Origin of the sequence: Mesorhizobium sp. B1-1-1 (genome assembly GCF_006442955.1) — a bacterium.
Classification (GTDB): Bacteria; Pseudomonadota; Alphaproteobacteria; order Rhizobiales; family Rhizobiaceae; genus Mesorhizobium.
Window position 1 is genome coordinate 74,196 of the sequence record NZ_VFWW01000007.1, and the last position, 16,013, is coordinate 90,208.

The window sequence follows — 16,013 nt, forward strand, 5'->3', positions numbered from 1 at the left end:
CCAGCGCCGTGATTTTCAAAAGCGGCTTCGTCCCCGCCAGGACCTGGATCAACGGATTGAGATGCATTCCAGCCAGGCCGAAGCATTCTGAAGCGAACAAAATGGCAAAGAGCAGCGAAGCTTCGGCGTAGGCCGAACCGCCAGCCAGAAGGACGATGGGGTTTTCCAGCAACACCCCCCCAACCGCCATGCCGGCGGCGGCGCATGCCGAAACCACGGTGATGCGGGCGTTCAAGCGGTATAGACGAGAAGAAGGCTCTTGCTTCGACAGTTTCGCGATTTCGGGAAAGATCACCTGGTTCAAGGGACCGGTCAGCCGGGAAACCATCGTCGCCAGGCGCGATGCGAGCGAATAAGAGCCCGCGGCGACCTCTCCCAGCAGGCCCGCGACAAGGAACAATGCGAGATGCCGCCTGGCACTTATCATTGTCGAGAGCAGACTCGTCCCCGTGGCCATGGCAAGAAATGCCCAGAAGAAACGGCGTTTGGACCGGGAACGGAGCGGGTTGAACAATTCGATATCTTCCCGCCCGGCATAGAGAAGCAGGCGTACGAACAGCGTCAGGTTGTAGAATGCGCCGACCGCTGCCAGCACGATTACATAAGCCGGCAATGAGGTATCGAGGATCCAAAGGACGAGAGAGGCAACCACCACGGCAACCCCTTGCATGAGTTGATTGCCGGCAATGACGTCGTACCGGCCGTTCAGCCGAAGCACACCTTTCGGCGTACCCGAAAGACTCGCCAACAAGGTGAGGCTGTAGATAATCGCCAGAAGGCGATTATCCCGCGACACGCCAACAGCTTCTCCAAACAGCAAGATCCCGCCTATCGCCAGGACCGTGGCGAGAAGGGCGGCTGAAACATCGAGGGCAATTCCGCAAGATGCCGCCGGTCCCAGACGCAAAGGCGACCTCGCGCACAGCCTGATCACTAGCTGCCAGCTCTCGAACGTGCATAGGCCGGAAACGAACGCCACATAGGCCTGAATTACGGCGAGTGTGCCAAAATTCCCCGGACCCAGCGACCGTGCGTTGAGCGCCAGTGCAAGGATGGAGCACAACGCGGCCACTCCGCTTGCGGACGTCGTAAACGTAACGTCGCGGGCAATCCGCCGCGCGCGCATCCATCCGGAAGGCTTGGCGACCGCCGTCACGTCCTCAGCCATTGTCTCGGCGCAAGGCCCGCGCCCCCTGCGGCATCACCTCGGCGGAGGCCGGTGGAAAACACTTCCGGTGCACATAAACCAAGCCAAAAATGAAAAGCGCAACGAGAACGGCTCGCTTGGCGGAGATGAAGGCGCCAAGCAGCTCCTTGCGCTGGATGTAGAATGTGAGATGGACGATGGCCACGATCAGCCCGGCCTTGAGCGTCGCGCTGCGCACATTGCGGATTATCGCCTCGACGGCAACACACACGAGCGACAGAATGACAACGAGCAGCGGAAATCCGGCATACCCGAAATTGGCAAAGAACTCCGCCCAGATGTTTGCAGCGACGCCACCACTGTAACCCGGAAATAGGAACGGCTGAACCTGCTCGTTGTAGGTGCATCCGTCCTTGCCAAAGACCGTATCCGAGAACGGAAACAGAGAAAGAGGCACCAGCCAAAGATTCGAGCACGGCAAGGTGTAGTCATATTTCACGACCAGATCCAGGTGAGCCAATGTCACGAACTGCTCCAGCCCCACGAGAGCGGAATCGGACAATTGGTCGAATTGTATTTTCTGACCTACAAGTTCAAAATTTCCTGCTTTTATTGCTGCATATACTGCCTTGTACACTGCAAGAAAAAAGAATGCGCCAATTCCTCCAATTATGTATCTTTTCCTGATCAAAAGCAGGGAAATGTTCCTGTACCTTATGTACAAACAAGCTAAAATCGCGATGGCAACCGAAGAGCGATGCCCGATATAGAGCGTAAGCATCAGTCCCAGGCAGCTCAAGATGATGACCAGCCTGGATTTCTTCCACCCCGACAGGGCTCCGAACACCATGCCGATGATGCAGCTGTTGTAAAATACATACTGGATCCGCCCGGTAGATGACAAAACATCGGCCTTTGCGGCCGAAAAAAGTGCCGGATTTGCTATCGAAATCCCACCGAACACCACCAGCATCACAATTATTACGATCGACTCCCCCCGAACGTCGCCTTCGACTTCGAAATCTTGACGCCTTGGCATGAAGACCAGCATCGCGGCAGCAATGCAAGAAAGAGAAAGCGCAATGGCATATCCAGTGCCCGCGTGATATATGAAATCATACTTCCTTCTGCTGACATCAACATACTGAAATCTCCCGGTGACGAATGGCACAAAGTAGACCAAGCTCGACAAAAGCAACAACATTTGCGGCGTGAGCGCAAATGGCGAAACAAAATAATCTCGTTTGAGGTGCTTCACTTTCGTTCCATCGCCATCTGAATATTCGTATTGTTCTCACCCCTTAGCGGCCCAGGGACGATTTCTCCCACAGCAAGCCATACGAGTGCGCCATCCGCTCAAGCGAGAAATCCGCAGCGATGCGGTCGCGACATGCTTGCCGCCTGCTCGCCCAAGACCGGGTATCCTGAATTTCCGAAACCATAATCTCGATGGAACGCGATAACGCGTCAGGGTTCCGCGGCGGAACGATCAATCCCGTGTTGCCGACAAGCATCGCGATGTCCCCGACGTCCGTTGCCACGCATGGCGTGCCGCATGCCATCGCCTCAGCAACCACGTTCGGAAAGGCTTCGCTGCTGGAGGCCAGCACATGAATGTCGAATGCATTCATCAAACCGGCAATGTCGTCGCTCGGCCCAAGAAGCTTCACCTTGTGGCGAACATCGTAGCGCTCCAACAGCACGGCAAGCGCAGTGTTTTCAGCCGTCATACCCGGGCCGGCAAGAACACATTTGAAGGGAAGGCTCTTGTGCATCGACAGCCTGGACAGGGCAGCGAAGAGATTCTGGTGGTCCTTGTCGGGATGCCAGCGAGCGACGTTTCCGATCACGAACTGGCCATCACCTATCGACCAATCCCGACGGAGCCGCGCGCGCGCCCGGTCGTCCGGCTCGAACACGGCCAGATCGTAGCCATTCGGTATGATCGTCCAGTTCGAGCTCGAATATCCTGCATGGATGTGGCACCGCGATGCATTTTGCGAGCAACTGACAATCCGAGCCGGGATGATACCGGATATGAGAGCGCATATCCTGTCCACTGTCCTGGTCGTAAAGGAGGCCGCCCGCGGATCCAGTCCGCAATTGTGCATCCCCCAAAGAACCGGGCTGATGCCGCCAAGCCGCGCCAGGACGCCTCCGACGAGGTTGGCGTGATACATCCAGCACTGAACCACGTCCGGCCGATAGGTCGAGAACACGCGCCTGAGCGAGGCGAGCCCCTTGAGACTCAACCTTCCCTTTGGCATCGCCAGGCAGGCGAGCGGTATTTTGGCCGCGCGAAGCAACGGGCCATATTTTCCGTCACCCGAAAGCGAAACGACAAAATGGGAATGGCTGCGCTCGGCCGTGCACAGGCGGTATAGCGCTGCCTCGGCGCCGCCGTTCTCAAGTCCGGTGATGACGTGCAGGATCTTAATACGACCGCTCCTTCCCCACGGCGTTCGTGGGATCGACACCCATCGCGAGCAGGTAGGCGTCGGCCACCTTTTCGACACTGAAATCCCGCGCCCGACGCCTGACGTCTGGAGGATCAGCTTCATCAAGGGCGGCCATCACTTCTGCCGCAAAACCCTGGGCATCTCCGACCGCGGCGAGACGCCCCCACTTGCCGTCCTCGAGTATCTCGGCCGGACCGCTTTCGCAGTTGGTGCTCACCACGTTGGTCCCGCAAGCCATTGCTTCGATGATCGTGTTTGGAAATCCCTCCCTGCGGGAGGATTGAAGAAACAACGCTGCCCGCCGCATCCACGGATACGGATTCTTCGAAAAGCCGACCAGAGCGACCGAAGAATTCAGCTCGAGTTCGTCGATCAGGGTTTGAAGCGATCCCCGCAGCGGTCCTTCCCCGACAATGGCCAATTTGACGGGTCTCTTCCTCGCAATCCGCGCGAAGCTGCTTATGAGCGTGGCATGGTCTTTTGCGAAATCAAGCCGCCCAACGGCCACCAGCAAGATCCTGCCATCCTCGACCGCGAAGGGGTGATCGAGCGGTTCATCCGCCTGCTCTTCAACATGTTTGATGTCCAGCGGATTGTAGATCGTTTTGACGGAACTCCGGTGGACCCCGATGCTCTGGATCAGGTCTTCCGCGACGCCATGCGATACAGTGATGATCGTGCTGGCACGACCATAGGTCAGCCGCATGAGAAATGGCAGAAACTTCTCACGAACCAGCTTCGTATCCGCGACGGTCCTGGAAAGATTGCTCCTTTCGGATATCACGATCGGTATCCGGCGCAGCGACAGCATGGACGAGATGATGCCAACGATATTTGCATGGGGTAACGCCGTCAGCATCACCCGCGGCTGCTCCCGCCTCAAATACCGGATCAAGCCCAACACGGAAAACAGCAACCGCGAGGCTCGGAGGTCCTGTATCCTTATCGTCTTCGGAACCAAAGCGAGATACTCGCCCGTCGCACACCCAAGCACCAGATCGATCGGCAAGCCGCGCCGGCCAAATTCGCTGGCCAGGGTGAGCATTGCCCGCTCGGTGCCGCCAGCACGAAGAGAGGGAATGAAGATAGCAATCCGAGCGTCTGGGCTGCCTGGTGATCTCTTGTCTTGGCGCGTGCACGTCACTCGGTTCGCCACCTTTCCTGGCCGGTCACGGCGAAAGCTTTTTTGCTTGCGCCTGACCGTGCGCGATGAGCGATGCTCCACCCGGATACCGGGGAGACAGCCGTCGCACTCGGGTCCACGAAAGCGGAGAATATCTTCGGGTGATCAATGTCTTCGCCGAAAGACATAGGCGTAGGTTTCAGCCGCATCCTTCCCGATGAGAAGAGCCGAGAGACCTAGCCAGAGGCGCCAGACAAGGAAGGCCGGCACGAAAGCATAGAAGTATGAACTCCTCCAGAACAGATGACGCTGGACAAGCTCCAGGCCATTTTGCGCTGCGATCCTTTCCACCTCGCTCGGCAGGCATCTGTCATAGAAGGCTGGGAAGCCGTCGTGCCCCCTGCCCTTGTCCGGATAGACCGCAAACAGCAGGCGACGCTTGATCGCCTCGGGCAAGACCCGATTGAGCCTGGCGAAAACGGCGTTGCGTGAAGGCGAGAAAATGGCGACCGTGCCGCCCGGCCTTACGCAGCTGGCAATGCCGCGAAATGCGCCTTCGCCGTCGCGGACGTGCTCCAGAGTGGCCTGGCATATGACCAGATCGGCATCTCCCTTCCCCCTGAACGAAGTAAGGTCCGCCTCGATCCGCTCGTCATAGATCTCGCCCGGAGCCTTCGACAGTTCCTTGGCATCGCGGTCCACTCCGACGACAACCAGCCCCAGACGACGCTTCTCGGCTAGGCTTACAAGCGGCCTTGCTCCTCCGCCCAGATCATAGACCAGTGCGTTAGGTGTAAAGAGCACCGGTGCGATTTCCGCAGCAAAGGCGTGGTTGCCATCCACGCGCAGCCGTAGCGGCAAGGCTCGGTCCAGACACTCTGAGACCGCCACGTTCGTGCGAACAAAACCCCGCAGCAAAGACGCTATCCCGTCATCGATTTCGTGGACAAGACGTGACCTCCCCCTACCTCCGCTCAAAATAGGCCTGGTACCATTCGACGAACCGCCCGACGCCCTCCGTCACGGACGTGCCGGGACGATAGCCGACCGCCGCCTGCAGCGCCGAAGTATCGGCGAAAGTGTCAGGCACGTCGCCGGCCTGCAGCGGCAAGAGCTCCACGATGGCCTTGCGGCCAAGCGCGTTTTCAAGCGCCTCGACATAGGCGGTCAGCTTCACCGGGTTGTTGTTGCCGATGTTGAAAATGCGCCAAGGCGCGCTGCTCGTCGCAGGATCCGGATGACCGGAATCCCAGGCGGGGTTAGCCGCGGCGGGGCTGTCGCTGGTGCGGATCACGCCTTCGGCGATATCTTCGACATAGGTGAAGTCGCGTGTATGATTGCCGTTGTTGAACAGCTTGATCGGCTCGCCGGCCAGGATGTTCCTGGTGAACAGGAACAGCGCCATGTCGGGACGTCCCCAAGGGCCGTACACTGTGAAGAAACGCAAGCCCGTGGTCGGCAGCCCGAACAGGTGGCTGTAGCTGTGCGCCATCAGCTCGTTGGCGCGCTTGGTTGCGGCGTAGAACTGCAGCGGATGATCCGCCGGGCGATGCTCGGAAAACGGCATGTCGGTATTGGCGCCATAGACGCTCGACGTGCTGGCATAGGTCAGGTGGCCGACACGGCTATTGCGGCAGGCCTCCAGCATGTTGGCGTAGGCGATAATGTTGCTCTCGACATAGGCGTGCGGGTTTTCAAGGCTGTAGCGGACGCCGGCCTGGGCGGCGAGATGGATCACCCTGTCGAAGGCGTGATCGGCAAAGCAGCCGTCCACCACGTTTCGCTCTGCGAGATTACCGTGGATGAAATGGTAGCCCGCATTGGTGTTGCGGCTTGCTTCGGCCAGAAGCCGCAGCCGCGCCTGCTTGATCTGCGGATCATAGTAGTCGTTGATGCTGTCTATGCCGACGACCTCGTCGCCGCGTTCGAGCAGCCGCCTGGCGACGTGATAGCCTATGAAGCCGGCAGCGCCGGTGACCAGAACCTTCATCAGAACCGCCCGTCCGTAACATCCCTGGGGAACAGACCCTTGATGTCGTAGACGACGCTAGGGTCCTTGCAAAGCGCCCGAAGACCGGCAACGCCCAGGGTGTGAAACTGCCCGTGCCCCACGGCGACGACAACGCCATCGTAACGCGCGGCGGGCATCTCTTTAACGCTCGTTACGCCAAAGGCGCGCGCGCATTCCTGCGCATCAACCCAAGGATCCCAGATATCGATGCCGGCATTGTACTGCCTCAGCTGCGCGACAATGTCGGCGACCTTGGAGTTTCTCAGGTCCGGACAGTTTTCCTTGAAGGCCGCGCCCATGACCAGAATCCGGCTGCCAACGACAGGTATGCCCTTGCGCATCATAAGGCGGGCCGTCTGGTCCGCTGCATGCCGGCCCATGCCGTCGTTGATGCGGCGACCGGCAAGAATCACCTCAGGATGATAGCCGAGTTCTTGAGCCTTGTGGGTCAGATAATAGGGATCGACGCCTATGCAGTGGCCGCCGACGAGACCAGGGCTGAAGCGCAGGAAATTCCATTTGGTGCCGGCCGCTTCCAGCACCTCCGATGTGTCGATGCCCAGTTTGCCGAAGATCAGCGACAATTCGTTCATCAAGGCGATATTGAGATCGCGTTGCGTGTTCTCGATGACCTTGGCTGCCTCGGCGACCGCGATGCTCGAGGCACGGTGCGTGCCGGCGGGAACGATCGAGGCATAGAGCGCGTCGATAGCGTCCGCCACCTCCGGCGTGGAGCCGCTGGTGACCTTGACGATCGTCTGCAGCCGGTGCTCGCGGTCGCCGGGGTTGATGCGCTCAGGACTGTAGCCCAGGAAGAAGTCTTCGTTGTAGCGCAGACCGGAATGTTTCTCGATCAGCGGCGCACACACCTCTTGCGTACAGCCGGGATAGACGGTCGATTCAAAGATTACCACCGCACCGGGGGAGATCACCTCGCCGACCGTGGCGGACGCCATGACAAGGGGCTTCAGGTCCGGCCGGTTGGCCCTGTCGATCGGAGTGGGGACAGTGACGATGAAAACTCCGCAATCCCGCAGATCGGCCTTGTCGCTGGTGAACCGCAGCCGCGTGGCGGCGCCGATTTCATCTCTGCTGGCCTCAAGCGTGTGATCTTCGCCACGCCTCAGCGCATCCACGCGCGATTGGCTGATGTCGAAGCCGACGACGTCCCTGATCGCTCCGAGGGCCACCGCCAGCGGCAAACCCACATAGCCAAGCCCGATGACAGCTATTTTCCTGGAGCCGAGGTCCATTTGCTTCCTGTCCGGCAAGCCTTAATCAGCCACGGCCTCCGCTATCGCGCACCATGGCCGGTAATCATCGTCTTGATGGTTCTGAGGGTGATGAGAACATCAAGCCAAGGCGAGAAGTTCTTTATGTAGTAAAAATCGTAGTGTAATTTCTCCATCACATCGTCGACCGCCGCAACATGCCCCTGGTTTACTTGCGCCCACCCGCTCACACCTGGCCTGACGATGTGCCGGTAGCGATAGAACGGCAATTCCGCCTCATACCAGTGCGACAGGACGACAGCCTCGGGCCGTGGCCCGATCCAGCTCATTTCGCCGCGCAGGATGTTGATGGCCTGCGGCAGCTCGTCGATCCTGAACTTGCGTAAAAAACGCCCTATCCGGGTGATGCGATCGTCGTCACGTTTCGTGATCGCCTTGTCCTTGTCGCTGCCAATGCCGGCTTGCTGCCTCATCGAGCGAAACTTGTAGACCGTGTAGATCCGGCCCCTGTAGCCAATGCGGGGCTGGCGAAACAGCACCGGGCCCTCCGAGTCCAGCCGGATCAGCAGCGCGATCAGCACCACGAAAGGTGAAAGAGCCACGACCATGACAAGCGCGGAGATCCAGTCGATTGCCTGCTTGATCTTGAGATAGGCCTGGTTCGGATTGAGCGAGCCGAGCGTGTTTTCCGACAGGTGTTCGATCTCGACGCGGCCGGTCAGCGACTCGCTGACCTGCTTGACGTGGTAGACCGGCGTGCCCGAAAGAGCCCGGTCCGCGATGTATCGTTCCCATTCGGCGTCAAGGTCGGCCCGCAGATCGACAACCACGCCATTCGCCCGTTCGATGACGGTGCCAGGCGAAGTGATCCAGAACCAATGCACTCCCGGCAGTGTCCTTAGGCGCTCTACGTTCCCGCCGGGAATGACGACCAGCCGGTACGGTTCGAGATGCCGCGTTATGATGCTCAGGCCAAAATACCAGAGCGTGGACTGGGTGAAGCTGGCAGCCGCCTGAAACCGGCTGTACTCGAAACGAAAAAAGAAAATAGTCAGGAAAACAAGCCCGTAGGACAGCACAAACGTCGGCAGGATGTAGCTGGCAGCGGCCACGCCGGGGAAATTCCCGATACGCCGATAGGCAAGGAAGCCTGCTACATGCGCAATGACCGCGGCAGCGACGGTTACCTGGAGATTGGCGACGTAGACCGCATCGGGTTTGAAGGCGATCCGGATGAGGGCCGGCGCGACGATCGCGAACGTCAGTCCGCCAATAAGTTGAAAGCGAATTTTGAACAGGAAGTGCCGGCTTCCGACAAGAGTTGATGTTGCGACATTCAACTTCTTCCCCCCTCGAAGCTGCCATGTCGGCGATTGCCATTGCAATAATGCGCTTGGCTTGGCCGTTCATTCGCAAAGCGGAATCAGGCCTCTCGCTACTGGCTGTTCGACTCAGTCGAAGATCAAGAGCTACGACACTGTAACGATACCAGCAAGTATCTATTTACACTGTAGCAACCGGCAGGATTTTTTGATCAATCGCATCGCTGAATGCGGTTCAAAAGCTATCGCTAATAGATAGGCTTACTGCCGGCCGTCGAGAATGTCTGGACGCATGAAGGTAAATGGATGTTCGTATCACTGGTGACTGGCTGACTGCTTGGGCACGACCTGCCAGTCACATCTGTCCGACCCGGACCAATGACCAGGTACTTCCCCGGAACCTCGTTTAAATTCAGGAGCGCTTCAGCAGCGACCAGACGGCTGGCACCAGGCTTGCGGCCAGAGCAACCTTGATCAGATCACCGACGATGAACGGCACGACGCCGAACTGCCAGGATTTTTCCGGACCGATGAGCATCGCCAGCCAGGCAAAGCCCATGGCCATCATGACGAACTCGGCAACCAGCATCGCGTTGAAAAGCTTGATCGGATGGCGATCCCAGCCGCGATCGGCGGCCCAGCCGGCGATCGCCGCCATGACCACGAAGCCGGCGAGATAGCCGCCGGTCGAGCCGAGCATGTAGGCAATGCCAATTCCCTTTTCCGGCGTGCTCTGGAAGACCGGGAAGCCCATCGCGCCCTCGGCCATATAGAGCAGCAGGGTGGCGACGCCGAGCCGCAGGCCGAAAGCGGCCCCGATCAGCAGGACGGCGAGCGTCTGCATCGAAATATCGACTGGCCCCAGAACCACCTTGGTCTTGGCCGACAGGGTCAGGAGCAATGTCCCGGCTATCGCCAGGAAGAACTGCGTTGCCAGCCGCGCCGCGCCATCTTGCGGCAGAGCCAGAGAAACAAGCGGGCGCATCGTCGTTGCAGTTGCCATGGTCTTCCCCATCCGAGTGCCGCCATCCGATGATCGCGGTCTTGCGTTTTCCTATATTGGCTTGCGTGCTATGCGGCAATCGGTTTTGCCATTCCCGCAACAGGCATCGACACCGTCATGGCCCTCGAATTCGATACCAGCTTCGATCCCTGCTACGGCGGGGGCGTCAGCGTCGCGCCCGACGTGCAGCGCGTCACGGCCCGAAATCCAAGTCCCTTCACCTTTCACGGCACCAACAGCTACATCGTCGGACGCGATACGCTGGCAGTGATCGATCCGGGGCCGGATGACGAAGCTCACCTTCGCACCTTGCTCGACGTCATCGCCGGCAGGCCGGTCAGCCACATCTTCGTCAGCCACACGCATCGCGACCATTCACCGCTGGCGGCACGGCTGAAGCAGGAGACCGGAGCCCAGGTGATGGCGGAAGGGCCGCACCGGCCGGCAAGGCCATTGCATATTGGCGAGATCAACGCGCTCGATGCCAGCGCCGATACCGCTTTCGTTCCCGATCTCGCGCTGCCGGACGGCGCGCTGGTCGCCGGCGACGGCTGGGCAATCCGCACGGTCCTGACCCCCGGCCATACCGCCAACCACGCGGCATTCGCGCTGGAGGGCACCGGCATCCTGTTTTCGGCCGACCACGTCATGGCGTGGGCGACCTCCATCGTCGCGCCGCCGGACGGGGCGATGGCGGACTACATGGCCTCGCTGGACCGGCTGATCGAACGCGGTGACCGCCTGCTGCTGCCCGGCCACGGCGGGCCGGTGACGGCACCGCGAGGCTTCATGCGCGGATTGAAGACCCATCGCAAAATGCGCGAACGGGCCATATTGGAGCGGATCCGCGCGGGCGACCGCACGATCGCAGACATGGTCAAGGCGATCTACAGGGATACCGACCCGCGGCTGCATGGCGCCGCCGGGTTGTCGGTGCTTGCCCATCTGGAGGATCTGGTGGCGCGCGGCCTGGTCGCGACAGACGCCGCGCCGGCCATAGACGGCATTTTTAGGCCAGCCCCTTAGGCCCGAGCATCTATTCGGCCGGAGCCGCGCCGACCTGGCCGGCGACTTCCTGGTCCAACTCCGCCAGAAAGTCGGTGATGCGCGCAGCGTTGTCGCCGAGGTCGTAGCGGCCGTAGCGGGAAGCCGACCGCATGTCGACGAGAACCGTATCCCCGTCGTCCGTGATGCGAATTGCCACGTCTGCGGGGAGGCCCAACACGAAGCTCCTGGCGACAGCGGTAATCGTCACGTCGCTTTGCCCGGCGAGTTCGGGATAGGGTCCGGTAAGATCCCAATTGCGGCGGTCGAGCACGGTTTCAACGGCAGTGACGACGGTCTCGAACGGCAGGTCGTAGCTACGCGCGGTGACAAGCGGATAGCTGTCGGTCTGCAACCGCTGCTCGCCGGGCGTCGGGGGCGAGAGCACGTTCATGTCCTTCGTGCGACCGGTGACGTCGAGTGCCGGCGGTTCGTCGAAATCGGTCGAAATATCCCTGAGCGGCGGAAAGATTGTCGCCCAATAGGCGGCGATGCCATAGGGGGTCAGCACCAGCACTGCCAGCAAGACGCCGACCGTGATGTCGCGGCCGCCATAGTCGCCAAAATTCCACACCCTCGAGAAGGCAAATCCGGCGAACAGCAGCGCCAGCGCCGCCAACAGCGCGACGATAGCCAACACCCACAGGAACACCGGCGTTTCAACGAGGTTGAAATAATGGCCGACGAACACGGTCAGCAAAAGCACCGCCGAAAAAGCAGCGGTGCGCCGCGACCATCCGGCAGCCTTCGACGTTTGCCGTTCCGAAATGCTGACCATGTTTCTCTGCGTCATCCCAAGCCGAAGAAGACTTAGCGCATGGCCACCAAAATCGGAATCGATTTTCGAGGAGGATCGTGCGCCAGTTGGAAATGCTATCGTGCCCTGCCGGAAAGGTGCACGTCGCTGCACTGTCCTTTTACGACCGCATCAGGCCGAGACACGCAATATCCCGTCAATCCGTCGGCAAGCGATAGTCGCTGAATTGCTGGCGCAAGGTGATCTTCTGGATCTTGCCGGTGGCGGTGTGCGGAATTTCGCCGACGAAAGCGACGTCGTCGGGCATCCACCATTTGGCCACCTTACCGTCGAGAAAACCAAGGATATCGGTTTTGGTCGGTTCCTTCCCCGGCTTGCGGACAACCACCAGCAAAGGCCGCTCGCCCCATTTCGAATGAGGGACGCCAATGGCGGCTGCCTCGGCGACATCGGGATGGCCGACGGCCAGATTCTCCAGGTCGATGGTCGAAATCCATTCGCCGCCGGACTTGATGACGTCCTTGGCGCGATCGGTGATCTGCATATAGCCGCCAGCGTCGATGTGGGCGACATCCCCGGTATCGAACCAGCCGTCCTCGTCGAACTGCTCCGAGCCGGCGCCGCCGTAGTAGGCGCTGGCCACCGCGGGGCCGCGCACCTTCAGCCGCCCGAATGTCTTGCCGTCCCAAGGCAGCGCGTTGCCGTCGTCGTCCGTCACCTTCATCTCGACGCCGAAGGGCGGGTAACCCTGCTTGCCCTGGACATCGAGCCGGGCGTCACCCTGAAGGCTTTCATAGTCCGGCTTCAGCGTACACAGTGTGCCGAGCGGCGACATTTCGGTCATACCCCAAGCGTGGACGACCTGGACATCATAATTGTCCTGGAATTTCTTGGTGATGATCCGTGGGCATGACGAGCCGCCGATGACGACCTTGTTCAGGTAGGGCAGCTTCCTGTCGGTCTCCTCCAGATATTGCAGCAGCATCATCCACACGGTCGGCACGGCGGCACTGAAGGTTACTTTCTCAGTGTCGAGCAATTCATAGATGGAGGCGCCGTCCATCTTGCAGCCCGGCATGACAAGCTTGGCGCCGATCATCGGTGCGCTCTGGCCAAGGCCCCAGGCATTGGCGTGGAACATCGGAACCACCGGCAGGATCGTGTCGCGCGAAGACAGGCCCATCGCGTCGGGCATGGCGGCGATCATGGCGTGCAGGACATTCGAGCGGTGACTGTAGACGACGCCCTTTGGATCGCCAGTGGTTCCAGACGTATAGCACATGCCGGCGGCGGTGCCTTCGTCGAAGCTCTTCCAGGCGAAATCGCCATCGGCCTCGTCGAGCCATTCTTCGTAGGCGACGACGTTGGGCAGCGTGGTCTGCGGCAGATGCGCCCTGTCGGTCAGCACGATCACCTGTTTCAGGGACTTGACCGCGCCGGCGATCTTCTCGAGCAAAGGGAGGAAAGTCAGGTCGACAAAGACCGCCTTGTCTTCGGCATGGTTCATGATCCAGACGATCTGCTCGGGAAACAGCCGCGGGTTGAGCGTGTGATAGATCGCGCCGATGCCCATGATGCCATACCAGGCCTCGATGTGGCGCGCCGTGTTCCAGGCCAGCGTCGCAATGCGGTCGCCCAGCCGATAGCCGTCACGCTCCAGGCGCTGGGAGACCTTCAGGGCGCGACGATGGATGCTGGCGTAGGTTGTGCGCACAATCGGACCTTCGATCGAGCGTGATACGATCTCTCGCGCGCCATGCTGCCGCTCTGCGTTGTCGATAAGCTTATGGCAAAGAAGCGGCCATTCCTGCATCAGCCCCAGCATTCGTTCCTCCCTTACGCTCCTCGCTTTTGTTGCCATTGTGAAGCGAACCGGTGGATTGTCCAGCCACCGCCGGGTGGCGAAGCAAATCCGGATGCCGGTCGCGCAGGCAAGCGATCGAATCGCGTCTTTCTTGGAGGTCCGAATGCCTGGCGCTCATGTCATAGGACCGGCGGCCTTGAAATCCATTATATCAGAGAAGTCTAAATTACTCGACCGAGAGGAGAATCCGCCACAATCCGGCCATCGTCGGCATTAAGTTTCGTTAATGGGCAAAGGGGTGCGATTGGCGACTGAAAGAGGTTCGCATGGACACGCAGCTCGACGATAAGGCACTGGAAAGTACGCTTGCCGAAAGCCTGGGCGATCTGGTGCCGGACACAAAGACTGTTTCCGAAGACGAATTTGTTGAAGTTGTCGGCGGTGCGCTCGAAGCGGTGGGCGGCACGCTGCTGTTCAAGATGTGCGTCCAGAACGAAGGGGAAGGCGAGCACGTCGCCGCGGCGTCCGTGGGCGATGGCGGCAATCGTCAATTCCTGCTGCTCACTCTGCCGACCGGCGGCGGCCACTTGAAAGTCGAGACCGCATCCAGGAGCAGCAATCCCGTGGCCGGTATCGCGGCCGCCTATGCCGGGTTGATGGACGCGTTCAGAACCGCCGCCTGAGCCTCGCCGGACAAGGTCTTCGCTAAAAATGCCGTCGGTAGCGCCTACGGCTGGAGACCGATTGCGGAATTGCCGGCGACAGTCGCCCTTGCGCAAACCACCTCGTCGACACACTTAAAGTTGAGACGAGGAGAAACAGCATGGACAAGATCGCCAACCCGGCACCCGGCTTCCAGCGCAATCCCGATAAGGTCATCACCGTCGAACCGTATAAGGGCACCGTCACCGTGCGTGCAGGCGACACTGTTATCGCCTCCTCGACGAACGCCAAGGTGCTGACGGAAGCGCCCTATCCGGCCGCCTTTTACATCCCGTTCGCAGACATCGATTTCAACAAGCTGAGCGGCACGCAATCCTCCACCCATTGTCCCTACAAGGGCGACGCAAGCTACTGGAGCGTGCTGCCTGCCGGCGAGGCAGGCAAGGATGCGATGTGGGCCTATGAGCAGCCTTTCGACGAAATGGCTGAAATCCGCAACCACGGCGCGTTCTACGCAAGCAAGGTCAGCATCGAAGCCAAGCCAGGCTGAACGGACGAACGAGGAGGCCGGACCTGCCGTCCTGCCGGTCAGTCGGTGGTGCCGTTATTGCCGAAGCCTTCGGCATCGTCGAGCCGCACGAAGGTCAGACCCTTCTGCTTGAGCGCCAGCAGGCCCTGCACGACGCCCTCCCCGGCGGCATGGGTCGGCTGGTTGATATGGGCGATGATGACGTCGCCATCCTTGGCCGCTTCTATGCGCCTTGTGGTTTCCCTGGCGCCGAGCAGCGAACCGCCGTCGCCATTGATCGAGAAGCCGGCGATCTTGAAGCCCAGCTTGCGGATCATGGCGATCGCCGACGGACTATACTCCGCGGTCGCGCCACGAAACCATTTCGGCGCTGGCTCGCCAGTCCCGGCTAAGGCGACGGCGCCCGACTCGACCTCGGCCAGAACCGCTTCCGGACTGCCGGCGCTGCGTATGCCATAGATCTTCTGCGGCGTGTCGACGGCCGGGATGTGACGGCCGCCGTGGTTTTCCAGTTCGAACAGGTCGGGATGTGCCCGCATGATCTCGACGGCGGCGGCGTTCCGCTTCAGCCAGATGCCGGTGACGAAGATGGTCGCAGGTATCCTGTTTTCCACCAGCGCCGAGAGGATGCGGTTGTCGGTCCGTCCGCCGCAGGCGTCGAGGGTCAAGGCAATGCGCCCGGTTCCGCCTGCATCCGGCTTGATGTGCAGGATGGGTTCGACCAGCGATGCGGCATGGCCGCTGGACACGACGGCCAAAGACATGGCGACAATGCAGAGATTTTTTTGCAGCAGGCGCATCAAATCCAATTCCAATCGGGCGTTTCACGGAGGCATCCCAAGACCCGCATGAGGCGAAAATCGGAGCTGGATAGCAGAAAAGCACCAGACGCGACAATCTGACCGTCTTGCGGCAGTTC

Annotated in this window: 14 protein-coding genes and 1 pseudogene; 3 read left to right on the forward strand and 12 right to left on the reverse strand. The window is 60.2% G+C overall.

Annotated elements, in window-relative coordinates:
* Positions 1–280: 280 nt before the first annotated feature.
* From FJ986_RS31090 to FJ986_RS15695, 9 genes and pseudogenes are all read right to left on the reverse strand, one after another.
* Positions 281–1,168, reverse strand: a pseudogene (locus tag FJ986_RS31090) (oligosaccharide flippase family protein); the annotation flags it as partial.
* Positions 1,161–2,405 (reverse strand): hypothetical protein, encoded by a 1,245-nt coding sequence (locus FJ986_RS15660; protein ID WP_140674938.1) that lies wholly within the window; start codon positions 2,403–2,405, stop codon positions 1,161–1,163. The pseudogene FJ986_RS31090 and the gene FJ986_RS15660, both read right to left, overlap by 8 nt.
* A 43-nt stretch (positions 2,406–2,448) precedes the next feature.
* Positions 2,449–3,699 carry a glycosyltransferase gene (locus tag FJ986_RS30840; protein ID WP_224646759.1) on the reverse strand — a complete coding sequence of 417 codons (1,251 nt, stop codon included), beginning with the start codon at positions 3,697–3,699 and terminating at the stop codon, positions 2,449–2,451.
* A complete protein-coding gene (locus FJ986_RS15670; protein WP_348640447.1) occupies positions 3,581–4,831 on the reverse strand; it encodes a glycosyltransferase in 1,251 nt (416 codons plus the stop codon). Before FJ986_RS15670 ends, FJ986_RS30840 begins: the two co-directional genes overlap by 119 nt.
* A gap of 63 nt (positions 4,832–4,894) precedes the next feature.
* Positions 4,895–5,590, reverse strand: a complete 696-nt coding sequence (locus tag FJ986_RS15675) for a methyltransferase domain-containing protein (RefSeq protein WP_181168414.1) — start codon at positions 5,588–5,590, stop codon at positions 4,895–4,897.
* A gap of 103 nt (positions 5,591–5,693) precedes the next feature.
* Positions 5,694–6,719: an NAD-dependent epimerase gene (locus FJ986_RS15680; RefSeq protein ID WP_140514855.1), complete on the reverse strand. Its 1,026-nt coding sequence runs from the start codon at positions 6,717–6,719 to the stop codon at positions 5,694–5,696.
* The gene (locus FJ986_RS15685; RefSeq protein WP_140674944.1) at positions 6,719–7,993 is read right to left on the reverse strand and encodes a nucleotide sugar dehydrogenase; all 1,275 of its coding nucleotides are present in this window, start codon (positions 7,991–7,993) and stop codon (positions 6,719–6,721) included. The genes FJ986_RS15680 and FJ986_RS15685 overlap by 1 nt, the downstream gene beginning before the upstream one ends.
* A 41-nt stretch (positions 7,994–8,034) precedes the next feature.
* The gene (locus tag FJ986_RS15690) at positions 8,035–9,312 is read right to left on the reverse strand and encodes a sugar transferase (RefSeq protein ID WP_181168415.1); all 1,278 of its coding nucleotides are present in this window, start codon (positions 9,310–9,312) and stop codon (positions 8,035–8,037) included.
* Positions 9,313–9,706: 394 nt separating this feature from the next.
* A complete protein-coding gene (locus tag FJ986_RS15695) occupies positions 9,707–10,297 on the reverse strand; it encodes a biotin transporter BioY (protein WP_140520792.1) in 591 nt (196 codons plus the stop codon).
* Positions 10,298–10,414: 117 nt separating this feature from the next.
* Between FJ986_RS15695 and FJ986_RS15700 the strand changes: the two genes are divergently transcribed.
* Positions 10,415–11,323, forward strand: a complete 909-nt coding sequence (locus FJ986_RS15700) for an MBL fold metallo-hydrolase (RefSeq protein WP_140564248.1) — start codon at positions 10,415–10,417, stop codon at positions 11,321–11,323.
* Between the two features lie 10 nt (positions 11,324–11,333).
* On the opposite strand, the gene FJ986_RS15705 is transcribed toward FJ986_RS15700, so the two are convergent.
* Both FJ986_RS15705 and FJ986_RS15710 read right to left on the reverse strand, forming a co-directional pair.
* Positions 11,334–12,119: a DUF1499 domain-containing protein gene (locus FJ986_RS15705; RefSeq protein WP_140494907.1), complete on the reverse strand. Its 786-nt coding sequence runs from the start codon at positions 12,117–12,119 to the stop codon at positions 11,334–11,336.
* A 175-nt stretch (positions 12,120–12,294) separates the two neighbouring features.
* Positions 12,295–13,923: a fatty-acid--CoA ligase gene (locus FJ986_RS15710; RefSeq protein WP_140559391.1), complete on the reverse strand. Its 1,629-nt coding sequence runs from the start codon at positions 13,921–13,923 to the stop codon at positions 12,295–12,297.
* A 305-nt stretch (positions 13,924–14,228) separates the two neighbouring features.
* Here FJ986_RS15710 and FJ986_RS15715 point away from each other — a divergent pair, with 305 nt between their 5' ends.
* Complete coding sequence (locus tag FJ986_RS15715) at positions 14,229–14,585, forward strand: hypothetical protein (protein ID WP_140494911.1); 357 nt, start codon at positions 14,229–14,231, stop codon at positions 14,583–14,585.
* Between the two features lie 140 nt (positions 14,586–14,725).
* Positions 14,726–15,115, forward strand: coding sequence for a DUF427 domain-containing protein (locus tag FJ986_RS15720; protein WP_140520795.1), 390 nt, complete (start codon positions 14,726–14,728; stop codon positions 15,113–15,115).
* Between the two features lie 38 nt (positions 15,116–15,153).
* Here FJ986_RS15720 and FJ986_RS15725 read toward each other — a convergent pair whose 3' ends face one another.
* Positions 15,154–15,894 (reverse strand): polysaccharide deacetylase family protein, encoded by a 741-nt coding sequence (locus tag FJ986_RS15725; protein ID WP_140559390.1) that lies wholly within the window; start codon positions 15,892–15,894, stop codon positions 15,154–15,156.
* Between the last annotated feature and the right edge of the window lie 119 nt (positions 15,895–16,013).